Below are 23,103 nucleotides of genomic sequence, written 5' to 3' on the forward strand. Positions count from 1 at the left end.
CCGCCGACACAGCCAGCGCTCCCCCGCGCTCGCCCCGGACCCCCTGAAGTCCGAGAGTCCTGTGATGAGCCGGGCCGCGGAGCGGTTCTGCGCGTCGTAGCTTTTGCCGTGGCGTACCTTCACCAAGTGGTACGAACGCGCTGTCGTGTACCGCAACAGCCCCCAGGCGCCGGGTCTTCCGGGCGCGGGATCGGACACGTAGGAGACGGGGTGGGTCGCATAGTCCCCGTATCGCAGTTGCGACAGGTAGGAGGGCTCGCTGTGGCTGATCTCGTGCCATGTGTCCCAGTCCGGCCGTGGCTCCTCGTGCGGAACGCCTCGCCGGAGACCTTCGGGTGACTCGGGAAAACCGCCGGAGAGGACCGCGACCGTGCGCCAGGAAGCGAGCGGGACCAGCATGTCCAGGGCTCGTAACGCCTCCTTCGCCGCGTCCGGACGGCGAGGCGAAACCGTCATGAGGTCGAGGAACAGGTCGACGCGCGTTCCGGTGGCAAGGCGTCCCAGCAAGGACATGACCTCCTCGGCGATCCGGTCGTGCCACTCGCCGGGCAGCGGCACCCTCATCCCGATGCCCTTCCCGAGCAGGCGGGCCACGGCGAGAGCCAGGGACTGTTGGGCGTCGGGCCTTCCGGGGCCCGTGACCGGGCACAGGTTGCGGTGTTCCCACCACTCGGGAGCGAGGGCCCCCGGCAGCAGCGCGGCTTCGTCGGCGTCGGCGTAAGGCGCGTCCAACCAGGCGTGCCCTTGTTTCTGGACGCCGGCGACGTATCCGGTGTCGAGGCCGATCCGGCGAATCGCATCCTTGGGCCGCAAGCCGGGGTGCGGGTGCAGTGTCCACAGCGGCGCCACCCCGGCCCGTATCTCCGGCAGCAGTACGTCGTAGGCCCTCGTGGCATGTCTGCTCGCGGGCAGGACGGGGACATACAGCGGTACGGACATGGCGTTCCCCCTCGGCGCTGTCCGTGCGCGGCACTTTGCTTCAGGGTGAAACCAATAACAAGTGCAGGAAATTGCGCTAATCAGCCACGTAACGACCGAGGACGGTCCCTGGTGACCGGAGTCGGTCGTTTTGTCGGCTGCCCCGAGTCGCCGTCCCCTCACGCGGTGTCCGACCTGGGATATACGGTTTGTTTCACATCGCACGGGATCACCGCCGTCGTCACGGCGCCCCGTGCGCACGGGCGAAGGGGAGCGTCGTCGTGAAGCCAACTCTGGCCGCCGCGCAGCTGCGTGGCAGTCTGACGCAGTACCTGACGACGACGTACGCGCTGGCGGACGACGACACCCGGCGGGCGCTCGAACGCTTCCTGGGGGACCCGGAGTCGGGGATCTTCCGGGGGCCGTACCTGCGGATCAGGACGCCGTTCCACAAGGCGGACAGCGGGTGGGAGCGGTATGTGGAGTGGCGGCCCGGGTTCACGCCGTGGCGGCACCAGGCCAAGGCGTGGCAGCGGCTCAGCACGCTGGGCGGGAGGGCGGCCGAGCCGACGCTGGTGACGACCGGTACGGGCTCGGGCAAGACGGAGTCGTTCCTGGTGCCCGTCCTCGACCACTGCCGGCGGCAGAAGGCGCTCGGGCGGCGCGGGGTGAAGGCCGTGCTGCTGTATCCGATGAACGCGCTCGCCACCGACCAGGCGGGGCGTATCAGTGACTATCTGGCCGGACCCGATCTCGCACAGGTCTCGGCGGGGCTGTACATCGGCGACCGGCCGGACACCGACTTCCGGCGGGTGCTGACCCGGCGCGAGGAGATGCGGCAGTCGCCGCCGGACGTGCTCGTCACCAACTACAAGATGCTGGACCTGCTGCTGCAACGCGGCGAGGACCGGGCGCTGTGGGAGGGCGCCGAGGTCGCGTACGTGGTGCTGGACGAGTTCCACACGTACGACGGCGCCCAGGGCACCGACGTGGCCATGCTGCTGCGCCGCCTCGCGGCGGCGGTCGGGGCCGCGCTGCCCGGCCGGCCGCTGGGCACGATCTGTCCCGTCGCGACGTCCGCGACGCTCGGCGCGGGCCGGGCCGACCGGGAGGACCGGGTGGGTACGGCGGCCGGGGGCATACGCGACGTCGCCGAGCAGGTGTTCGGCATGCCGTTCCCCGTGGAGACGGTGATCGGCGAGGAGCGGATGTCCGCCGAGCAGTTCACGGGCGAGGTGGACTACACGCTGCCCGAGCCGCCCGGCCCGCAGGACGTCATCGCGGCGTCGGGGGGCGCGGGTGTCGAGGCCAAACCGGACGCGCTCGACCTGGACGGGCTCGCCACGCTCCTGCTCGGGCGGCCGGGACTCGACGCGTTCCGCATCGGCCGGATGCTGAAGCGGCACGACTTCACGCAGGGCGTGCTCGACCTGCTCGACGGCGAACCGATGGACGAGTGGAAGCTGCGGGACCGGCTCGGGCGGCGCTTCGGCTACCGGTGGGCCCGCACCGCCCGGGAGAACCCGCAGCTCGTGCTCCAGGCCCTGTCCCGTTTCGTGGCCCTGCTGTCGGCCGCCCGGGACCCCGACTCCGACCCACGGCGCCCGCGGCCGCTGCTGCACGTGGAGGCGCACCTGTGGGTGCGGCCGGTGACGCGTGTGCTGCGCGGGGTCGGCCAGGCGCCGGAGTTCCGCTGGTACGAGGACGACCGCGCCGCCGCCCGGCGGACCGCCCTGGCCGCGGCGCCCCCGACGGAGGACGAGGACGGGACCGCTTCCTCGGGCGGCCCGTCCGCGGCCGGTGCCCACCGGGCACAGCCCCTGGCGGGCGCCGACACCGCGGTCCGGCCGGCGCAGGTGCACCTGCCCGCCGTGTACTGCCGTGCCTGCGGCCGGTCCGGCTGGGCGGCCCTGTCGCCGGAGGCCGATCCGCAGAAGCTCGTCATGGCGCAGGACAAGATCTGGCGGGCCGGTGTCGGGCGTGACAAGCGCCGCCTCCGCTACTTCATCGCGGCCACCGACCCGGAACGGCGGCAGGCGCTCGACGCGCAGGCCGGGCGGCTGCCCGCGGGCAGCGGCACCGACCCGCTCTCGGTCGTCGTGCTCGACGGGTCGCAGGGCACCTACCGGCTGCCCACCGCGGGCGACGACGGGGACCTGGTGGACGCTTGGTTCGCGCTGGCGCTGCTGGACAAGAAGACCGCCGACAAGGCGGCCCGGGACGACCGCTGCCCGGCGTGCAACACCGACAACAGCATCCGGTTCCTGGGTACGGCGCAGGCGGCGCTCGCCTCCGCCACGGTCACCCAGCTGTTCACGGGCGGGGACATCGCCCTCGTACCGGAGGAACGCAAGACCCTCCTGTTCAACGACTCCACGCAGGACGCCGCGCACCGCGCCGGATACGTCGCGAACGCGTCGTACAAGTTCTCGCTGAGATCGCTGCTGGCGCACAACCTGGACGAGGCCGGTGCGCCGACCTCCCTCAACGACCTGATCGGCAACGTCCTCGACTCGGTGGACGACCCCGAGGCGCTGGCCGCCGTCGTACCGCCCGACCTGCACGACGAGCCGGGCGTCGACCGGGTGCTGTCGGGCCGGGGCACCGGGGACGCCCGCACCTGGCGGCTGATCGGCGAGCGGCTGGCCTTCGCGACGATCATGGAGTTCGGGCTGCGGTCGCGGCTCGGGCGCACCCTGGAACTGACCCGGACGGCCGCCGCCGAGGTGGTCGTCGAGGAACCCGAGCGGATCACCGCTCTCGCCCGCGACATCCATCTCGCCCTGCCGGGACAGCTCGCGCTGTCGGGCGGGCTGCCGACGCCCGAGCGCTATCTCGCCTATGTGCGGGGGCTGCTGGAGCGGCTCCGGCTGCGTGGCGCGGTGCGGCACCGGTGGCTGGAGCAGTGGATGCGGGAGGCGGGCGGCGACCGGTTCCTCATCAGCGGGCGGCGGCCCGACGGCATGCCCGCCTTCCCCGAGGGCGTCGCCCCGCCGCGCTTTCTGCTGGACGGGCAGAAGGACCGGACCGAGTTCGACGTGGCCACCGGGCGGCTGGCCTGGTACCAGGACTGGACCCGCCGCTGCCTGGGCCTCGACGCCGCCGGGGCCACCGAGTACCTGCGCCGGCTGCTGCCCGCGCTCGCGGAGGAGCACGTGCTCGGCGTCCGCACGACCAAGGACCGCACCACGCGCGTGTACGGCCTCCAGCCCGGCCACATCCACGTACGGCTGCTGGACGACTCGATCGTGAACAAGGCGTTCGTGGCGTGCGAGGACTGCGGCTGGCAGATGGTCGTGCCGCCGGAGCGGCGCACCCGGTGGTACGGCCACCCGTGCCCGCGCTACCGGTGCAAGGGCTTCCTGACGCCGCCCCAGCCCGCCCCTTCCCTGATGTACTCGGCCCTGCACGGCGGCGACGGCCTCGCGGGCAGCCCCACGGGCGCGGGCTTCGGCGCCCGGCAGGAACGCGACTACAGAAACGACTACTACCGGCGGCTGTACCTCACCGGCGGTACCTTCCGCGTCGTGACGGCCGAGCACACCGGCATGCTGACCCGTGCGCAACGCGAGCAGGTGGAACGCACCTTCCGCGCCGGGACGCACTACACCGACCCGAACGTCCTGTCCTGCACGCCGACCCTGGAACTCGGCATCGACATCGGTGACCTGTCGGCCGTCCTCATCGGTTCGCTGCCCAAGGGCCCGGCGAACTACGTGCAGCAGGCGGGACGCGCCGGGCGCAAGACCGGTAACGCGCTGATCGTCGCCTTCGGCGGGCGCCGGGCCCGGGACCTGTACTACCTGGACCAGCCGCGCGAGATGATCGCCGGGGACATCGTGCCGCCGGGTTGCTACCTGTCGGCGGTCGAGATCCTGCGCCGTCAGTACACCGCGTGGCTGCTGGACCGCGCGGCGCGGGGCGGGCTCACCACCGCGGACGGGGAGCGGGTGCAGCCGGTGCCCCGGCTCACGTCCGCGCTCTTCGGCACGACGGGCTGGTGCCAGGACCTCGCGGACGCCGCGCAGACCCACGGCGCGACGCTGGTCGAGGACTTCCTGACGCTGTTCGCCGGCAGCGGTTCCGGCACGCCGGAAGGTGACGACACCGGGGTGTCGGCGCACGCCGCCGACGAACTGCGGACGTACGCGACCGGCGGCATCGTGCGAGCCCTCCAGGAGGCGGAGGAGGACTGGACGGGACGCCGGGAGGAGCTGCGGCGCAGGATCGCCGCCATCGACAGCGCCGTCGACTCACTGGCCCGCACCACGGACGGCGATCAGGAGCGGGAGCGGCCGGACGACGCCCGGGACCGGGAGCAGCGCGAGCGACGGGAGCTGCTCGCCGAGCGCCGCTCCACCGGTGACCTGCTGCGCGACCTGAGCCGCAGCAGCGCGCACGGCACACTCGTCGAGCTGGGCCTGCTGCCGAACTACAGCCTGGCCGACACCACCACCCGGCTGGAGGCCACGCTGTACTGGTCCGAGCTTCCCTCGGACCATGACGACCCCAGCGAGACCGGCACGCCCAAGGACCGGACGGCCGACGCGGGAACGCCGCGCGTGTACCGCAGCGAGACCCGCGACTACGAGCGCTCCCGCAAGACGGCCCTCACCGAACTCGCCCCCGGCAACACCTTCTACGTCAACGGCTACCAGCACGTGGTGCGCGCCCTCGACGTCGGCAGCCCCGAACGCCGTGCCTGGTCCGTGTGGCGCCTCTGCCCGTCCTGCGGGTACGTGCGCACACACGACCCGGAGAAGGACACCTCCCCCTGCCCGCGCTGCGAGGGGCGGGAGATCGCGGACGCGGGCTGCGTGCAGTACGTGCTCCAGCCCCGCCGGGTCATCGCCCGCGACAAACGGGACGACGCGCGGGTCCGCGACGACCGTGACGAACGGGCCCGCAGGCAGTATTCCGTCCTCACCACCGTCGACATCGACCCCGACCACCTGGCGGCCGGTTCCTGGCGGCACGAGACGGCGACGTTCGGCGTGGACTTCTCCCGCCGGGCCGTCGTCAGAACGCTCAACCTCGGGCTCGACCGGCAGGACGGCAGCTCCACGGTGCCGCTGGCCGGCGAGGACGTACGCGTCAACCCGTTCTACGTCTGCACGAGCTGCGGCGGCGCGACGGCGGACGGACGGCCGGTCGTCGACCCGTCGCAGCACGCGCTGACCGAGTCCGGGGCCGCCGCCGCTCCCGGCAGCAAGCACCATCTGCTGTGGTGCCCCCGCCGCCGCACCCAGGGCGCGGGACAGGGCGCGGGCCGCGACGTACCGCTGCTGCTGGCGCACGAGCTGACCACCGAGGCCGTACGCATCCTGCTGCCCGCCTCCGTGACCCGGGCCAGGGAACGCCTCGCGTCCTTCACCGCGGCCCTGTTCGCCGGCATCGCGGCACGGTACGGCGGCGACCCCGACCACATCGAGATCGCCACCGCCCGCATGCCGGACAGCCCCGAGCAGCTCGGCGCCGACTTCCCGCGACGCTTCCTCGTCGTCTACGACCGTCTGCCCGGCGGCACCGGCTATCTGCACCGGCTGGCCTCCGCGGACGGCTTCCGCGAGGTGCTGCTCAAGGCGCGCGAGGTCATCGAACGCTGCCCGTGCCAGGAGAAGGAGCTGGACGGCTGCCACCGGTGCCTGCTGCGCCGGGTGCCCCCGTCGGACTACGACCGGGTCTCCCGCCGCGAGGTGCGGTCCATGCTGGACGAACTGCTCGGCACCGACGGCGAGCGGTGGCGGACCTCGCCGGTCGCCACGACACGGCACATCCCGCTGGAGCGGCAGGCGGAGAGTGACCTGGAGGTCATGTTCGTCGACACGCTGGAGGAGTGGGCCAGGCAGCCCGAGTCCCGCGCGGCGGCGGACGCGTACACCACCCCGGCGGGCACCCGGGCCCTGGACCTGCGCCTGACGAGCGGTGACGGGACGACCGTGAGCTGGCGGGTCTCCCAGCAGCGGGTGCTCGACGGGACCCGCCCCGACGTCCTCTTCGAACGGCTCGACGCGCCGGGCCCACGGCTCGCCGTCTACCTGGACGGCTACCGGTACCACGCCGGTCCGGAGCACAACCGTCTCGCCGGTGACGCGACGAAGCGCGCCCGGCTGCGGGCGGACGGACTCCGCGTGTTCCAGCTGACGTACCACGACGTGCGGGAGTGGCAGCGCCAGGTCCGCGACACCGGCTACGCGGGGCCCGTACACGCCGACCCGGTATGGATCCCGTACGACCGGAAGGCACAGGATCGGGCACGCTCCTACTACGCCCGAACGCGGGGCGGGCTGCCCGGTGAGCTGTCGGAGACGGTGTGGGTCAACCCGGCCGAGCTGCTGCTCGCCTACCTCCGCGCCCCCGACGCGCGGCGGTGGCACCACCGCGCCGAGGCCGCCGTGGCCGGGCTCCTCGGCACTCCCGGACTGCGGGACCTCCCGGTCGGGGCGGACGCGGTCGGCCCGGCGGTCGAGGCCGCGCTGCGGGGCGAGGCCCTGGCCACGCCGCGCGGGCCGCTGCGCGTGGTCACGGCGACGGACGGGTCCGGCTGCCGGGTGGTCCTCGTCGCCGATGTGCGGCACCGGCCGCCGGCCTGGACCGGGCTGACCGTCCTGGACGACAGCGCCCACGCCGTCGCCGACGAGAAGACGCACAGACGGCGCTGGCAGGCGTGGCTGTACTGGAGCAACGTGATGCAGTTCCTGGAGCACGGCGGGGGCGACAGCGCGCAGCTCACGACCACGCTGCTGGACGGCTTCACCGCCGACGTGCTCACCGTGACCGGCGGACCGGGATGGCTGACCTCCACCAGAATCACGGCGGCGGGCGGCGGTGAGCCCCGCGAAGAGACGGATGGCGCGCAACCGGTGGCGGCGGCCGGACTGCCCGCTGTACCGGCGGCGAGGACACCGGAGCGGGAACCGGGCCAGGAACGGCCGGATCAGGAGCGGCCGAAGCGGGACAGCGCCTGGGACGCGGTCCTGGAGTACGTGGACCCCGACGAGGCGGGCCTCGCCGAACTGGCGACCGCGCTGGCCGAGATGGGCGTACCTGCCCCCGCGGACGGCTACGAGCTGGACGAGCACGGCTGGCAGGCCGAACTGGCCTGGCCCGACGCCCGGCTCGGCGTCGTCCTGGCACCACGGGGCACGGACGCGGAACCGGACCTAGAGGCGCAGGACCGTGACCGCGCCTTCGCCGCCGCCCGCTGGGACGTGCGGCCCACGGGAGCATGGACCGCGGAGGAGATCGCCGGACGACTCGGCGCCGGCGGCTTCGTGAAGGACGACGAGCACGCGAACCACGAGCACGCGAACGACCTGAACGACGAGAACGGGAACGGGGATTCGGCATGACCAGAACCGGGGGCGTGACGCTGCGCCTGCTCGACAAGGCGGACAAGGAGATCCTCCGGCTGCCGCGCACGGTCAAAGGCGCCCTGTTCGACTTCCAGCACAAGTTCAAGGACAACCCGCGCACCCCGGGCCTGAAGCTCAAGCAGCTCAGGGGTGACAGCAGGATCTGGTCCGCCCGGATCAACGACGACTACCGCGCGCTGCTCCTGCGGCTGGCAGAGGACGACTGGCTGATCGTCTCGGTCAAGCACCGCAAGGAGGTGTACGACCGGCTGGCGTACGGGATCAACACCGTCACCGGCGGCATCGAGTACGTCGACCTCCAGGTGGTCGAGGACAGCATCATGCGGCGTCTTCCGCCGCAGCAGCCGACGCAGCCTGCCACTGTTCCGGCCGCCGACGAGCGTCCTGCCGCGCCTCAGCCGCTGTTCGCCGAGTGGAGCGACGCGCAGCTCACCGAACTCGGTGTGGCCGAGCCGCTGGTGCCGGTAGTCCGTACGCTCACCACCGAGGAGCAGCTCCTCGGCCTGACCGAGTACGCGCCGCAGCTCACCGGTGAGGTGCTGCTGGCCCTCTACGACGGCAAGCCCTTCGAGGTGGTACGGGACGAGGTCACCGCTCCCCTGGCCGCGCCGGAACCCGTCGACACCGAGGACTTCCGGGCGGCCGCCGAACGTCCGGCCACGGTCACCACGTCCGACGACGCGCTCAGCGAGGTGCTGAACGCCGGGGACTTCGGGCGGTGGAAGGTGTTCCTTCACCCCGCCCAGTCCAAGCTCGTCGAGCGCCGTTACTCCGGTCCCGCACGGGTCGGCGGCGGCCCGGGCACCGGCAAGACCATCGTCGCGCTGCACAGGGTGCGTCACCTCGTGGCACAACTGCCGCCCGGTCACAACAAGCCGGTCCTGCTGACCACCTACAACAAGAACCTCGCCGCGGACCTCCGCTCCCGTCTCCTGGAACTGGGCGGAGAACAGCTCCTGTCCCGGGTGGACGTGAGCCACGTCGACCAGCTCGCCCTGCGCGTCGTACGGGAGGCCGAGCCCGGCAGCCGCAAGCAGACCATCGACGACAGCCAGGCCGTCCGGGAGTGGCGGGCCCTGCTCGACGAACTCGGCGAGACCGACTGGGACGCCGAGTTCCTGCACGACGAGTGGACGCAAGTGATCCTCGGGCAGGCGGTCGGCACCCGCACCGACTACTTCAGGGCCCGCCGGGCCGGGCGCGGCAGAAACATCGGCCGGGCGGAACGGGCTGCCGTCTGGCAGCTCGCCGAACGGTTCACGCAGCGCCTGGACCGGCTCGGACGCCAGACCTGGGACCAGGTGGCCGAACGCGCCGCGCGCCTGGAGACAGGGCGTGAGCAGCGTATCCAGGCCATCGACCGCCAGCGCGAGGAAGCCGGCGGCCTGGACAACATCCATCTCCAGGACGGCTCGGCCGCCTGGCTGCGGTACCGGTACCGGCACATCGTGGTCGACGAGGCGCAGGACCTGCGGCCCGCGCACTGGAAGATGCTGCGTTCCATGGCGGCCCGCGACACGGACGACCTGTTCCTGGTCGGTGACACCCATCAGCGCATCTACAAGAACCAGGTGACGCTCGGCAGTCTCGGCATCAACATCCGCGGCCGGTCCGCGAAGCTCAGCCTCAGCTACCGCACGACCCGGCAGATCCTGCGGTCCGCGCTGGAGGTGCTGGGCCAGGATGCGTACGACGACCTCGACGGGAGCGCGGAGACGCTCGCCGGGTACCGTTCGGTGCTCAGCGGTGGCGCACCCGGCCTGCACCCGTGCGCCGACTGGGTGGCGGAACGGGAAGCGATCGCCGCGCACGTCCTCGCCTGGGACTCCCGTCCGGACGAACGGATCGCACACGAGCAGATCGCCGTCTGCGTACCCACCAACCAGATGGCGAGGGAAGTGCAGCAGACGCTCGCGGAGCACGGCGTCATGGCACTGGAGATCGGCGCCGACGGCGCCCGGGGCGAGGGCGGTATCCACGTCGGGACCATGTTCCGCTTCAAGGGCCTCGAGTACCAACGGATGATCATCGCTGGTGTCAGTGACGGCCTGGTTCCCCGCGAGCAGGTCGGCCAAGCACGGTCGGCCGACCCCGTCCGTCACCGCAGGGAACTCCAGCGCGCGCGGTCGCTGCTGTTCGTGGCGGCGACCCGGGCACGCGACAGCCTCGACGTGTTCTGGCACGGCACGCCTAGTCCGTTCCTGGGCCCCCTCCTCCCCTAGGGCGTCGCGGGCACGTCCGTGCTCCACAACGTGTACGTGATCATCCGGGGGTACGAGGACCTGGCGGAGCGGCTGAACTCGGTGGGGGCGCAGATCGGGACCTCCCGGGACATCCAAGGCTCCTCAGACTCGGAGACAGCGCCGTCACCTTCATTCCCACCTGCTCGGACGCGAGGCGGGAAGGGAGGTGGCGGCGCGTCTGGGGACTCCCGATCGTCGCGCCAGCGCCAGCAGGCTCAGGCCGAGCATCAGGACGCCCAGGGGGAGATGGACCGACGGTATGTGCGCGATACCGACCACGACCTGGACCGAGGCGAGGACGAGGAAGCCGGACGCGCGCCCGACGGGACGGGGAGAGCCGCCGCCCGGTTTCCAGGCCAGCACCGCGGCGAGCAGGTGAAGCATTGACTCCCGTACATCACGCGGGATCCGACGTCGTGCAGAGGTAAGGCGAGGGGCGGCCGGGGGGTCATGGCGACGGCTGGGACGGACGCCGACGGGACAGCCGGTGAGCGGCGTCAACTGGTCAACGTGGCCTATCGATTGCTCGGATCGCTGGCCGAGTCCGAGGACGCCGTGCAGGAGGCCTACGCACGCTGGTACGCGCTGCCAAGGAACCGGCGGGACGAGATCGTGTCGCCCGGCGCCTGGCTGACGACGGTCACCGGCCGTATCTGCCTGGACGTGCTCGGCTCGGCGCGAACCCGGCGAGAGCGCTATGTCGGCGCGTGGCTGCCCGATCCGCTGCCCGAGCGCGCGGAGCGGGAGCAGGGGCACGGCTCCGACCCCGCCGAGCGGGTGGCGTTCGTCCTGCACGACGTCTTCCGGTACCCCTTCGCCGTGATCGCCGACGTCCTCGGCCGGACTCCGGCGGCCTGCAAGCAGCTCGCGGCCTCCGCCCGGCGGCGGGTGCATGTGGCAGGGACGCCCGCGACGGCGGCCGGGCAGGCCGACACGGTGCGGCGAGTCAAGGAGGCGTGGCAGACCAAGGACATCGCGGCCCTCGTCGGCCTCCTCGACCCGGCCGCCGTGATGACCGCCGACGGCGGCGGCGTGGTCGGTACCGTCCTGCGCCCGATCGAAGGCGGTGCGCGCATCGCCCAGTACATGGTGGCCATCGCCGACCGGGCTCCGGGGCTCGACCTCGTGGAGCGGTCGGTCAACGGTGTGCCGGGCCTGGTGGCCCGGCGTGCCGGCACCGTCCTGACCGTCGCCTCGTTCGAGGTCACCGACGGCCGCGTCACCCGGATCTGGGTGGTCCGAAATCCGGAGAAGCTGCGCCGTGGAGGCGGGACGGATAGGTCCTGACAGGTCCTGTCCGGGGCGTCAACGCCCCGCACGCGCCCCCTCAATGCCTCGGAGCCACTGGCTCGGAGTCTGGCCGTACGTGGAGCGGACGGTGACGCTGGGACAGGACACCGTGCGAGAGAGGTGACACGCCCATGCAAAGGCAGCAGGAGCCGCTCGCCTACCCCTTCGAGCCGGGTGCCGGGCTGGAACTGGATCCCCGTTACGCGGAACTGCGCGAGCGGCCGCTTGCGCGGGTGCGAATGCCGTACGGGGAGGAAGCGTGGCTGGCCACCCGGTACGCCGATGTGCGGGCCGTGCTGTCAGATCCTCGGTTCAGTCTCGCCGCGTCCCTGGGACGGGACTATCCGAGGCTGGAGCCGGTGGCCGCCGCGAATCACGGTGGGCTGATGTCGTTGGACCCGCCCGGGCACACAAGGCTGCGTTCCGTGCTGAGCAGGGAGTTCACGGCGCGCCGGATCGAGCGGCTGCGGGCCCGGGCCCGGCAGGTCGCCGACGAGGTGCTCGACCGGCTGGTGGAGTCGGGGTCGCCGGCCGACCTGGTCGAACAGTTCGCCGTTCCCTTTCCGACGGCGCTGCACTGCGAGCTGCTCGGTGTACCGCGCGGGTACGGCCGGTTCTGGGACTGGGTGGAGGCCAACCTGTTCGACCTTCGGGCCGACGGTGACGCCGGTGATGGCGGTGATGGCGGTGAGGAGTTCGTCGGGGAGTTCACCGCCCGCATCGCGGGGCTGGTCGAACTGCGCCGGGCCGAGCCCGCCGGTGACGGCGACGACGACGGTGACGATCTGATCGGTGTTCTGCTGCGCGCCCGCGACGAGGACGGCCGGATCACCGAGGACGAGCTCCTGGCCGTGGTCGGCGACCTCCTCGTCGCCGGCTTCTCCACCGTCGCCGGGCAGATCGCCGTGTCCCTCCACCACCTGGTCATTCGCCCCGAGCAGCTGGCACGGCTGGGTGAGCGGCCGGAGCTCATCCCCGGCGCCGCCAGGGAGCTCCTGCGCTACGTCCAGCTCATCGACTTCACGACCGCCCGCTACGCCGTCGAGGACATCCAGCTGGGCGGGGTCCTGGTCCGTGCCGGGGAGCCCGTGCTGGCCGCGCTGGCCGCCGCCGACCGGGACGCGGCGGCCTTCCCCGGCGCCGACGACCTCGTCCTCGACCGGGCCGGTCCCCCGCCCCTCGCCTTCGGGCACGGCACGCACCACTGTCTCGGCGCGCACCTGGCGCGGCTCGATCTGGAGGTGGCCCTGGAGACGGCGCTGCGGCGGCTGCCCGGACTGCGGCTCGCCGTCCAAGAGGACGAACTGCGCTGGAAGACGAGCGGGATCGTCAACGGCCTTCACGAGCTGCCCGTCGTCTTCGGGTCAGAAGGGGACCGTACAGCCGATACAGCCGATACAGCCGGGGCGTGACCCGTCAGGTGTGCCGGTCCCCGTCCAGCACGCACTCGAACAGACGGTGTTCGCCGAAGATCCGCTCGACGAGCACGGGAGTCAACCCCGATCGCCGCAGGAGCAGACGCAGCTCCTGCTCCCCGTAACCGCCGGTGTCCTTCCCGCACATCACCATCTGGAAGAGCACATGGGCGCCGTCGGACTCCTGGTCCAGCAGCGGCTCCAGCACGAGCAGCCGGGGCTCGGGGCGGCCGGGCTCGCGCGCTTCGGCGGTCCGGTGCATCGCCCGGCCGACGGCGGTCAGGATGCGGACGCAGTCCTCCGGCGACCAGTCGTGCAGGACGTTCTTCAGCAGGTACCGGTCACCGCCGTCGGGCACCTCCTCGAAGATGTCCGCGGGCCGGAAGGTGACGCGCCGGGCGATTCCGTCACCGGCGGACGCGCGCAACGCCTCCCCGGCCCGCGCGCACACGCTCGCGCGGTCCACGCACACGCCCGTCAGGTGGGGGTGCGCGTCGAGGATCCCGGCGAGCGTCGTGCCGTCGCCGCCGCCGACGTCCACCACCGTCCGCGCCGCGGAGAAGTCGTGGCGCTCCGCGAGCGCGGCGGCCACCGGCCGGGCCAGCTCGGACATCGCGCCGTCGAAGATCCGCCCCGTCTCCGGCACACGCTCCAGGTACGCGTAGAGCGGTGCGCCGAACACTCGCTCGAACCCTGACTCCCCGGTGCGGACGGTGTGCGCCAGCGCGCCGAAGGCGTCGTCGTAGGTCTCGGCCATGAGGATGCACAGGTTGCGCAGTGACCGCGGGTGGTCGCTGCGCAGTGCCGCGAACGCCTCGGCCAGCGCGAAGGCGCCGTCCCCGTCCCGCTCGACGACGCCGCCGGCGGCCAGCACCTGCAGCAGCCGCAGCAGGACGTCCGGGTCCGCACCCGTGCGCGCGGCGAGGTTCCGGTACGGGACGTGCCCGCCGTCCATGAGGTCGGCGAGGCCGAGCCTGGCGGCCACCGCGAGCGCCCTTGAGAAGCAGCCGCTCGCGGCGAGCCGCGCGACCTGCAGAGGGTCCGATACCTGTTCCATGCGATGCCCTTGCCTTCCTGGCTGCCGCTGATCGGGTGACGCACTTCGCCCAACGAGCGTGCCGTGCCGGGGAAACGCCGCCCCGACGAGTCCGATACCTTGATGAACAGCAATCTTGATCATTGAGATAGTTCGACGACTACGTAAGGAGTACGCAGCGGTGTCATTGCTGTTTGCCGCGCTCGCGACCGGTCAACTCGTCCTCGCCGTGGCCGCCGTGCGGTACTGGCGCGTCGCACCCGGCCGGTCGACCGTCATACCCGCGCTGATCTGCGCGGCCCTGGTCTGGGACAACACCGTGATCGCCCTCGGGAGCACCCTCGGCACGGGGACGGTCCTGGAGGCGCTCAGCGTGCCCCGCTTCGTGCTGCACGCGTTCCTGACGCCCTTGCTGGTGGTCTGGTCGCTGGCCGCGGCGGAGCACGCCGGCATCCGGTGGGCACTACGGGGGCGGGTGCGTGCCGTGACGGCGGCGCTCACGGGCGTACTGATCGCGGCGGGCGTCCTCCATGACGTGCTGGAGCTGTCCCTGGAGGCCGAGCGCTGGCAGGGGACGGTGCGGTACGCCAACGCCGCGGCGTCACCCGTGGGGCCGCTGCCCGCCATCGTCACCGGGCTGGTGGTGCTCGTGGCCGGGATCGTGCTGTGGCGGCGTGCGGGCTTCCCGTGGCTGGCCGTCACCGCCGCGGTGATGGTGGTGGTGTCCGGAGCCGCCGCGCAGGTGCCCGTCCTCGGCAACGCCGCGGAGGTCGTCCTCGATGTGGGCATCCTGCTCACCGTCCGCGCGTTCCTGCCGGGAAGGACTGTCGGCGCCACGGTCACCGGGACCGGGTGAGGCGCCGGTTCACCGGTGCGGCGCCGCGTCCGCGGTATGTCGGTGTCGTGTCACAGCGCGTCCGGGTGCTGTCACGTTTCCTCGACAGCGCTTGGCGGTGGGTTCCGGGCGGGCGCAGAGTCTTCAGTACAGCACCGCAGCAGCACAACACAGCAGCACGGCACCAGGTGGGGCGGATCGGCCGCCCGCCGATCGTTCCACCGATGTGGAGGCGCGCCATGTGTTCGCACCAGCCCCTGTGCCCCTCGGCCGACCGTCCGGACAGCGACTCCGCGCGCATCGTCGCCTTCCACCCCGAGCAGGGCTGGAACCTGCTGTGCAACGGTGCGATCGTCTTCGACGACACCGGTGAGATCCTGCCCGACGGCACCGTGGTCGCCCCGCGGCGCGGGACCGCCGGACAGCCCGCCGGGGAGCTCGCCACCGCCGCCTAGGCCTGTCGGGAAACTCCCTAGGGCAGCACCGCGAAGCCGTCGAGTTCGACCAGCGCGCGTTCGTCCCAGAGGCGTACCACCCCGACCACCGCCATCGCGGGGTACCGCCGGCCCGCCAGCTCCCTCCAGATGCGCCCCAGCCGGGCCGTGCACGCGCGGTACTCGGCGACGTCCGTGGCGTACACCGTGACCCGGGCCAGATCGCCGGGGTCGCCGCCTGCCGCCCGAAGCGCCGTCAGCAGGTTGGCGAGCGCCCGCTCGAACTGCTCGGGCAGCGTGTCCCCGACGATCCTGCCGCCGGCGTCGAGCGCGGTCTGCCCCGCCAGGAAGACGACCCGGGTCCCCGTGGCGACCACCGCGTGCGAGAAGCCGGTGGCCGGGGACAGCGCGACGGGGTTGACGCGCTCCGGCGGGCGCGCGTCCGGAGTGCTCCGCTCCCCGGTGGCCATCAGCGGTACAACTCCTTGGCGATGATGCCCCGCTGCACCTCGCTCGCCCCCTCGTAGATCCGGGGCGCCCGCACCTCCCGGTAGAGGTGCTCCAGGAGGTGGCCGCGGCGCAGGGCGCGGGCGCCGTGGAGCTGGACGGCCGCGTCGACGACGTACTGCGCCGTCTCGGTGGCGAGCAGTTTGGCCATCGCCGCGCGCATCGGGACGTCCGGTGCGTCCGGTGCCCCCTCGTCGTGCGCCGCGGCCGCCGCGTACACCATCAGCCGTGCCGCCTCGGTCCGTACGGCCATCTCGGCGACCTGGTGGGCCACCGTCTGGAGGTCCTTCAGCTTGCCGCCGAACGCGTCCCGCCGGGAGGTGTGCCCGACCGTCGCGTCCAGGGCCGCCTGGGCCATGCCGACCGCGAAGGCGCCCACGCTCGGCCGGAAGAGGCCGAGGGTGGTCATGGCGACCCGGAAGCCTCGGTCGGGCGTGCCGAGGACGTCGTCCGCCGTCACCGGTACGGCGTCGAGGGCGAGGGTGCCGACGGGGTGCGGGGAGAGCATGTCGAGCGGGGTCCCGGTGAGGCCGGGGCGGTCGGCGGGGACCAGGAAGGCGGTGACGCCGCGGGCGCCCGCGCCGGGGGTCGTGCGGGCGAAGACGGTGCAGAAGTCGGCCTCGGGGGCGTTGGAGATCCAGCACTTCTCCCCGGTGAGCCGCCAGCGGCCGGTGCCGTCCCGGTCCGCACGCAGCGTCAGGGCCGCCGCGTCCGAGCCCGCTCCCGGCTCGCTCAGCGCGAACGCGGCGACCGCCTCGCCCGCGGTCACCTCGGGCAGCCAGCGGGCGCGCTGGGCGTCGGTGCCGTACGCGTGGACCGGGTGGGCGCCCAGTCCCTGCAGGGCGAAGGCCGTCTCCGCCTCGGTGCAGGCGTACGCGAGGGCCTCCCGCGTCAGGCAGAGGTCGAGCGCGCCGGCGGTGAACAGGCCGCGCAGCAGCCCGAGCCGGCCCAGTTCGGCGACGAGCGGGCGGTTGACGCGGCCCGGCTCGCCCTTCTCCGCGAGGGGCCGCAGGCGCTCGGCGGCGAGGGTACGGAGCTCGGTGCGGCGGGCGAGCTGCCGCGCGGTGAGCGCGAACGCCGTCATCCCGGTCGCCTCCCGTCGTCCCGCGCGTCCGGTCGCCCGGCCGCCGTACTTCTGCCGCGACCTCGACCGTATCGCGAAGTGTTGACTGCCGTCACCGACTCGCTACGCTCCCTTGAGCGAGCCACCACCGCGAAGGGGGCCGACCGCCATGGAGACCTCGGCCCACGAGGACACCTTCGTCCGGGACCACCTTCCGCCCCGCGAGCAGTGGCCCGAGCTCCTCCTCGGTCCGCCCGTACCGCGCTACCCGCCCCGGCTCAACTGCGCGGCCGAGCTGCTCGCCGGTGACGGGGGCGATCCCGGGCGCCCGGTGTTCCGTGCCCCCTCCGCCGGGACGTGGACGTACGGGGAGCTGCGCGCCCGTGTCGACCGTGTCGCGCACGTGCTCACCGGCACGCTCGGGGTCGTCCCGGGCAACCGCGTGCTGCTGCGCGGGCCCACCACCCCGTGGCTCGCGGCCTGCTGGCTGGCGGTGCTGAAGGCCGGCGGGATCGCCGTCACCGTGCTGGCGCAGGCGCGGCCGCGGGAGCTCGCCACCATGTGCCGGATCGCCCGGGTCGGCCACGCGCTGTGCGACGCGCGGTCCGTCCGCGACCTCGCCGGGGCCCGGGTGCCCGGTCTGCGCATCACGACGTACGGCGGTGACGCGCCCGGCGACCTGTTCCGCCTCCCGGCGCCCGACGGGCCGTACGAGGCCGTGGACACCGCGGCCGACGACGCCGCGCTCATCGCGTTCACGTCCGGCACGACCGGACGCCCCAAGGGCTGTGTGCACTTCCACCGGGATGTGCTGGCGGTCGCGGACACCTTCTCGCGGCGCGTGCTGCGGCCGCGCGCCGACGACGTGTTCACCGGCAGTCCCCCGCTCGGTTTCACGTTCGGGCTCGGCGGGCTCGTCGTCTTCCCGATGCGGGCCGGCGCCAGTGCGCTGCTGCTGGAGCGGGCGGGCGCCCGGCAGTTGCTGCCCGCGGTCGCGGAGCACCGGGTGTCGGTGCTGTTCACCGCGCCGACGGCGTACCGCGCGATGCTCACGGAGTTGCGGCAGGGCCGCGGGTACGACCTCTCGTCCCTGCGGCACTGCGTCTCCGCGGGCGAGCACCTGCCCGCGGCCACCTGGCGGGCCTGGTACGAGCGCACCGGGCTGCGGATCGTGAACGGCATCGGTGCGACCGAGCTGCTGCACATCTTCCTCGCGGCGGCCGGTGAGGACGTCCGGCCCGGCACGCTGGGGGTGCCCGTACCGGGGTGGCACGCGCGCGTGCAGGACGAGGAGGGTCTCCCCGTGCCCGACGGCACGCCCGGACTGCTGGCCGTGCGGGGGCCGGTGGGTTGCCGCTACCTCGCCGATCCCCGGCAGTCGGAGTACGTGCGCGGCGGCTGGAACCTCACCGGGGACACCTGTGTCCGCGCGCCCGACGGCCGCTTCCGCCATGTCGCGCGCGCGGACGACATGATCGTCTCGGCCGGGTACAACATCGCGGGCCCGGAGGTCGAGGAGGCCCTGCTGCGCCATCCGGACGTGGTGGAGGCGGCGGTCGTGGGACACCCCGACGAGGAGCGCGGGCAGGCGGTCGTGGCGTACGTCGTCGCCCGGCCCGGCGCGCCCCGGGACGCCGAGGAGCTGCGCGCCCGCGTCCGGGCGGAGCTGGCGCCGTACAAGTGCCCGCGCGCGATCGTGTTCCTGGACGCGCTGCCGCGCACCGCGACCGGCAAGCTCCAGCGGTACCGGCTGCGGACGGGTGACGAGGGGGCATGACGGGCGGCCGGACGGCTGCGCGGTGATGATGATCAGCAAGATCGACCATGTTGTTGAATGCCTAAGATGATCAACGTGTCCGAGCAGCACGCCCCGCGTTCCCTCATCGTGACCTTCTACGGCGCGTACGGCCGCTCCGTATCCGGTCCGGTCCCCGTGTCCGAGCTGATCAGACTCCTCGCCGCGGTGGGTGTCGACGCGCCCTCCGTACGGTCGTCGGTGTCACGGCTGAAGCGGCGCGGACTGCTGGTGCCGGCCCGCACGGCGACCGGGGCGGCCGGGTACGGACTGTCGCCCGAGGCGCGGCAGCTGCTCGAGGACGGTGACCGGCGCGTGTACGCGACGACGCCCCCGGGCCAGGACGACGGCTGGGTGCTGGCCGTGTTCTCGGTACCGGAGTCGGAGCGGCAGAAGCGGCACGTGCTCCGCTCCCGGCTGGCCGCCCTCGGCTTCGGCACCGCGGCCCCCGGGGTCTGGATCGCTCCGGCGCGCCTGTACGAGGAGACCCGGCGCAGCCTGCGGCGGCTGGCACTCGACCCGTACGTGGACCTGTTCCGGGGCGAGCACCTGGGCTTCGCGGCGACCGCCGAGGCGGTGGCGCGCTGGTGGGACCTGGCCGCGATCGCCAAGGAGCACGAGGCGTTCCTCGACCGGCACGCGCGCGTGCTGCACGCGTGGGAGGCGCGCGAGGACACCCCGCCGGACGAGGCGTACGGGGACTACCTGCGGGCGCTGGACTCGTGGCGCCACCTGCCGTACGCGGATCCCGGGCTGCCCGCCGCGCTGCTGCCCGCCGACTGGCCCGGGACCCGCTCGGCGGCCGTCTTCCGGGCACTGCACGAACGGCTGCGGGACGCGGGCGCCGTCTTCGCCGGAGTGGGCCGGTAGCGGTGGTGGCGGGCGGGCGGCCCCGCGCGCACCCTCAGTCGCCGAGCGTCGGGCGGGGCCGGGAGGCGTCGGCGCGCCCGGCCCGGGGGCGGCGGCTGCCGGCCCGGTAGGGCGCGGGCCAGACCACTCCCTCGCCCGTGTACTCCTGTTCGGCCGCCGCGTGCAGGGTCCAGTTCGGGTCGTAGAGGTGCGGGCGGGCGAGTGCGCACAGGTCCGCGCGCCCGGCGAGGATCAGCGAGTTGACGTCGTCCCAGGAGGAGATGGCGCCGACGGCGATCACCGGGACGCCGGCCTCGTGCCGGATGCGGTCCGCGAACGGCGTCTGGTACGAGCGGCCGTACGCGGGGCGCTCGTCCGCGACGACCTGCCCGGTGGAGACGTCGACGGCGTCGGCGCCGTGCGCGGCGAAGGCGCGGGCGGTCTCCACGGCGTCCTCGGCGGTCGTGCCGCCGTCCGCCCAGTCGGTGGCGGAGATGCGGACGGTCATGGGCCGTTCCTCCGGCCACACCGAACGCACCGCGTCGAACACCTCCAGCGGGAAGCGGAGCCTGCGCTCCAGGGAGCCGCCGTAGCGGTCGGTGCGCCGGTTGGTGAGCGGGGAGAGGAAGCCGGAGAGCAGGTACCCGTGCGCGCAGTGCAGTTCGAGGAGGTCGAAGCCGCAGCGCGCGGCGCGCCACGCGGCCGCCGTGAACTCCTCGCGGAGGTCGGTCAGCTCGGCGCGGGTGAGCTCGCGGGGCACCTGGCTGCGCGGGGTGTACGGCAGCGGGGACGCGGCCACGAGCGGCCAGCCGCCCTCGTCCAGGGGCTCGTCCATGCCCTCCCACATCAGCTTGGTGGCGCCCTTGCGGCCACAGTGCCCGAGCTGGACGCCGAGGGCGGTGCCCGGCGCGTGCCGGTGCGCGAACGCCACGACGCGGCGCCATGCCTCGGCCTGCCGGGACGTCCAGAGTCCGGTGCAGCCCGGGGTGATCCGCCCCCGCGGGCTCACGCACACCATCTCGGTCATGACCAGTCCGGCGCCGCCGAGGGCCCGCGCGCCCAGATGGACGAGGTGGAAGTCGCCGGGGACGCCGTCCACGGCCGCGTACATGTCCATGGGCGAGACGACGACGCGGTTGCGCAGGGTCAGTCCGCGCAGCCGGAAGGGTGTGAACATCGGCGGGGTGCCGGGCGGGCAGCCGGACTCGCGCTCCACGGCGGCGGTGAAGCGGGCGTCGCGCAGCCGCAGGCCCGCGTGGGTGACGCGGCGGCTGCGGGTGAGGAGGTCGAAGGCGAACCGGCGCGGGGGCGCGTCGAGGCGGGACGACAGCGTCTCGAACCACTCCAGGCTGGCCCGGGCCGCGCGCTGGGTGGAGGCGACGACGGGCCGCCGTTCCTCCTCGTACGCGGTGAGCGCCCCGCCGACCGTGGGGTGTTCCGCCAGGCGGGCGGCGAGGGTGAGGGCGTCCTCGACGGCGAGCTTGGTGCCGGAGCCGATGGAGAAGTGGGCGGTGTGGGCGGCGTCGCCGAGCAGGACGACGTTGCCGTGGGACCAGCGCGCGGTGACGACCGTGCGGAAGGCGGTCCAGGTGGAGTTGTTCGAGGTCAGCGGCCGTCCGCCGAGGGTGTCCGCGAAGACTTTCGCGCAGCGCTCGACCGATTCCCGCTCGCCCGTGTCCGCGAAGCCGGCCGCCCGCCACACCTCTTCGCGCATCTCGACGATGACGGTGGAGGCGTCGGCCGCGTAGGGGTAGCCGTGCAGTTGCATCACGCCGTGTTCCGTCTCGGCGATGTCGAAGCGGAAGGCGTCGAGGGCGAAGTCGGCGGCGAGCCAGATGTAACGGCAGCGGTGCTCCTCGACGGCCGGGCGGAACGCGTGGGCGTACGTCACGCGGGTGGTGCTGTGCACGCCGTCCGCCGCGACGACGAGGTCGTGCGTCGCCGCGAGCCGGTCCGGGTGCGGTGCCTCGGTGCGGAACCGCAGCTCCACACCGAGCGTGCGGCACCGCTCGTGCAGGATCTCCAGCAGCCTGCGCCGGCCGAGCGCGGCGAAGCCGTGGCCGCCGCAGGTGTGGCGCACGCCCCGGTGCACGACGTCGATGTCGTCCCAGCGCACGAACGCGTCGCTCAGGGCCGCGTACACGACCGGGTCGGCGTGCTCGATGCCGCCCAGCGTCTCGTCGGACAGCACGACCCCGAAGCCGAAGGTGTCGTCCGGGGCGTTGCGCTCCCAGACGGTGACCCGCCGGGCCGGGTCGAACCGTTTCAGCAGGGCGGCGGCGTAGAGGCCGCCGGGGCCGCCGCCGATGACGGCGACCCGGAGGGGCCGGCGTCCGGGCGGGGGCGCACCGGTCACCGCCCGCGCCACTTCGGCGGCCGCCGCTCGGTGAAGGCGGCGTGGAACTCGGCGTAGTCCTCGCCGTGCATGAGCAGCGCCTGGGTCGCGGCGTCCAGTTCCACGGCGGCGGCGAGCGGCATGTCCAGCTCGGCGGTGAGCAGGGCCTTCGTCTGGGCGTACGCCAGTGCCGGGCCCTCGGCGAGCCGGCGGGCCAGCGCCTGGGCGGCCTCGTCGGCGCCGGCCTCGTCCGTCAGCAGGCTGATCAGCCCGATGCGCTCGGCCTCCGCGGCGCGCACCGGTTCGCCGAGCATCAGCAGCCGGGTCGCGTGGCCGAGGCCGACGACCCGGGGCAGCAGGTAGGCGGCGCCCATGTCGCCGCCGGACAGGCCGACCCGGGTGAAGAGGAAGACGAAGCGGGCACTGGGGTCGGCGACGCGGAAGTCGGCGGCCAGCGCCAGGACCGCGCCGGCGCCCGCGGCCGCGCCGTGCACGGCGGCGACCACCGGGAACGGGCACTCCCGCAACGCCCGGACGACCTGGCCGGTCATCCGGTTGAAGTCGAGGATGCGGCCGGTGTCCATGCCGAGGGTGGCGCCGATGATCTCGTCGACGTCGCCGCCGGAGCAGAAGCCGCGGCCCTCCCCCGCCAGCACCAGGGCGCGCACGGACTTCTCGCGGGACAGTTCGGCGAGCAGGTCGCGCAGGTCGGCGTAGGCGCCGAAGGTGAGCGCGTTGAGCTTCTCGGGGCGGGCGAGGGTGACCGTGGCGACGCCGTCGTCGACGGCGCACCTCAGGTGGCGCCAGTCGGAGGTGCGGGCGGCGGAGCCGGTGAAGGGACTCATGGGGGCGGCCTCCTCCGGCACGGGCCGGGCGCGGGCGGGTGCCTACCCCATGAAGTTATCACCCGTCCATGACCGTCGTCACGAGTGCGCTACAAGCGCGGGCGGGACGTCACAGGGGCCCGTGACACGGTCACGCGTCCGCGACAGCCCCGTAACGGCGGG

14 protein-coding genes and 1 pseudogene are annotated in these 23,103 nt (G+C 73.4%); 8 read left to right on the plus strand and 7 right to left on the minus strand.

The features are described 5' to 3' along the window. The coding region (locus UW392_RS28165) for a beta family protein (RefSeq protein ID WP_320777932.1) at nt 1–939 on the minus strand (939 nt) is incomplete at its 3' end. Between the two features lie 260 nt (nt 940–1,199). On the opposite strand from UW392_RS28165, the gene UW392_RS28170 reads away from it, so the two are divergent. Together UW392_RS28170 and UW392_RS28175 are read left to right on the plus strand one after the other, a co-directional pair. After that, nucleotides 1,200–8,270 (plus strand): DEAD/DEAH box helicase, encoded by a 7,071-nt coding sequence (locus UW392_RS28170; protein WP_320777933.1) that lies wholly within the window; start codon nt 1,200–1,202, stop codon nt 8,268–8,270. Then, on the plus strand, nt 8,267–10,516 hold the full coding sequence (locus UW392_RS28175) for a UvrD-helicase domain-containing protein (protein ID WP_320777934.1): 2,250 nt from the start codon (nt 8,267–8,269) through the stop codon (nt 10,514–10,516). Before UW392_RS28170 ends, UW392_RS28175 begins: the two co-directional genes overlap by 4 nt. A gap of 150 nt (nt 10,517–10,666) precedes the next feature. Here UW392_RS28175 and UW392_RS28180 read toward each other — a convergent pair. Next, nucleotides 10,667–10,959, minus strand: a pseudogene (locus UW392_RS28180) (hypothetical protein); the annotation flags it as partial. Between the two features lie 28 nt (nt 10,960–10,987). Between UW392_RS28180 and UW392_RS28185 the strand changes: the two are divergent. Both UW392_RS28185 and UW392_RS28190 read left to right on the plus strand, forming a co-directional pair. Continuing rightward, on the plus strand, nt 10,988–11,824 hold the full coding sequence (locus UW392_RS28185; RefSeq protein WP_320777935.1) for a sigma factor: 837 nt from the start codon (nt 10,988–10,990) through the stop codon (nt 11,822–11,824). Nucleotides 11,825–11,958: 134 nt separating this feature from the next. Next, nucleotides 11,959–13,239 carry a cytochrome P450 gene (locus tag UW392_RS28190; RefSeq protein ID WP_320777936.1) on the plus strand — a complete coding sequence of 427 codons (1,281 nt, stop codon included), beginning with the start codon at nt 11,959–11,961 and terminating at the stop codon, nt 13,237–13,239. Nucleotides 13,240–13,243: 4 nt separating this feature from the next. Here the strand turns inward: UW392_RS28190 and UW392_RS28195 are convergent, their stop codons facing one another. Further along, nucleotides 13,244–14,299, minus strand: a complete 1,056-nt coding sequence (locus UW392_RS28195) for a methyltransferase (RefSeq protein WP_320777937.1) — start codon at nt 14,297–14,299, stop codon at nt 13,244–13,246. A gap of 160 nt (nt 14,300–14,459) precedes the next feature. Between UW392_RS28195 and UW392_RS28200 the strand changes: the two genes are divergently transcribed. Beyond that, a complete protein-coding gene (locus tag UW392_RS28200; protein WP_320777938.1) occupies nt 14,460–15,134 on the plus strand; it encodes a hypothetical protein in 675 nt (224 codons plus the stop codon). A 218-nt stretch (nt 15,135–15,352) separates the two neighbouring features. Continuing rightward, nucleotides 15,353–15,568: a DUF5999 family protein gene (locus UW392_RS28205; RefSeq protein ID WP_320777939.1), complete on the plus strand. Its 216-nt coding sequence runs from the start codon at nt 15,353–15,355 to the stop codon at nt 15,566–15,568. Nucleotides 15,569–15,585: 17 nt separating this feature from the next. Here UW392_RS28205 and UW392_RS28210 read toward each other — a convergent pair whose 3' ends face one another. Together UW392_RS28210 and UW392_RS28215 are read right to left on the minus strand one after the other, a co-directional pair. After that, entirely contained in the window at nt 15,586–16,017 is a 432-nt protein-coding gene (locus UW392_RS28210) for a RidA family protein (protein WP_320777940.1), read from the minus strand. Next, the gene (locus UW392_RS28215) at nt 16,017–17,138 is read right to left on the minus strand and encodes an acyl-CoA dehydrogenase family protein (protein ID WP_320777941.1); all 1,122 of its coding nucleotides are present in this window, start codon (nt 17,136–17,138) and stop codon (nt 16,017–16,019) included. Before UW392_RS28215 ends, UW392_RS28210 begins: the two co-directional genes overlap by 1 nt. 148 nt (nt 17,139–17,286) lie before the next feature. On the opposite strand from UW392_RS28215, the gene UW392_RS28220 reads away from it, so the two are divergent. Then, nucleotides 17,287–18,894 (plus strand): AMP-binding protein, encoded by a 1,608-nt coding sequence (locus tag UW392_RS28220; RefSeq protein ID WP_320777942.1) that lies wholly within the window; start codon nt 17,287–17,289, stop codon nt 18,892–18,894. 66 nt (nt 18,895–18,960) lie between these two features. Then, nucleotides 18,961–19,782, plus strand: a complete 822-nt coding sequence (locus UW392_RS28225; protein WP_320777943.1) for a PaaX family transcriptional regulator C-terminal domain-containing protein — start codon at nt 18,961–18,963, stop codon at nt 19,780–19,782. Between the two features lie 34 nt (nt 19,783–19,816). Here the strand turns inward: UW392_RS28225 and UW392_RS28230 are convergent, their stop codons facing one another. Then, on the minus strand, nt 19,817–22,117 hold the full coding sequence (locus UW392_RS28230; RefSeq protein WP_320777944.1) for a bifunctional salicylyl-CoA 5-hydroxylase/oxidoreductase: 2,301 nt from the start codon (nt 22,115–22,117) through the stop codon (nt 19,817–19,819). Continuing rightward, nucleotides 22,114–22,941 carry an enoyl-CoA hydratase family protein gene (locus UW392_RS28235; RefSeq protein ID WP_320777945.1) on the minus strand — a complete coding sequence of 276 codons (828 nt, stop codon included), beginning with the start codon at nt 22,939–22,941 and terminating at the stop codon, nt 22,114–22,116. Before UW392_RS28235 ends, UW392_RS28230 begins: the two co-directional genes overlap by 4 nt. Nucleotides 22,942–23,103 lie beyond the last annotated feature (162 nt).

It is taken from the genome of Streptomyces sp. CRN 30 (assembly GCF_034105845.1).

Excerpts from the sequence above, each read along its gene's own strand:
- UW392_RS28175 (WP_320777934.1), top strand. The coding sequence starts at position 8,267 with ATGACCAGAACCGGGGGCGTGACGCTGCGCCTGCTCGACAAGGCGGAC.
- UW392_RS28190 (WP_320777936.1), top strand. The coding sequence starts at position 11,959 with ATGCAAAGGCAGCAGGAGCCGCTCGCCTACCCCTTCGAGCCGGGTGCC.
- UW392_RS28225 (WP_320777943.1), top strand. The coding sequence starts at position 18,961 with ATGATCAACGTGTCCGAGCAGCACGCCCCGCGTTCCCTCATCGTGACC.
- UW392_RS28205 (WP_320777939.1), top strand. The coding sequence starts at position 15,353 with ATGTGTTCGCACCAGCCCCTGTGCCCCTCGGCCGACCGTCCGGACAGC.
- UW392_RS28215 (WP_320777941.1), bottom strand. The coding sequence starts at position 17,138 with ATGACGGCGTTCGCGCTCACCGCGCGGCAGCTCGCCCGCCGCACCGAG.
- UW392_RS28210 (WP_320777940.1), bottom strand. The coding sequence starts at position 16,017 with ATGGCCACCGGGGAGCGGAGCACTCCGGACGCGCGCCCGCCGGAGCGC.
- UW392_RS28185 (WP_320777935.1), top strand. The coding sequence starts at position 10,988 with ATGGCGACGGCTGGGACGGACGCCGACGGGACAGCCGGTGAGCGGCGT.
- UW392_RS28195 (WP_320777937.1), bottom strand. The coding sequence starts at position 14,299 with ATGGAACAGGTATCGGACCCTCTGCAGGTCGCGCGGCTCGCCGCGAGC.
- UW392_RS28220 (WP_320777942.1), top strand. The coding sequence starts at position 17,287 with ATGGAGACCTCGGCCCACGAGGACACCTTCGTCCGGGACCACCTTCCG.
- UW392_RS28235 (WP_320777945.1), bottom strand. The coding sequence starts at position 22,941 with ATGAGTCCCTTCACCGGCTCCGCCGCCCGCACCTCCGACTGGCGCCAC.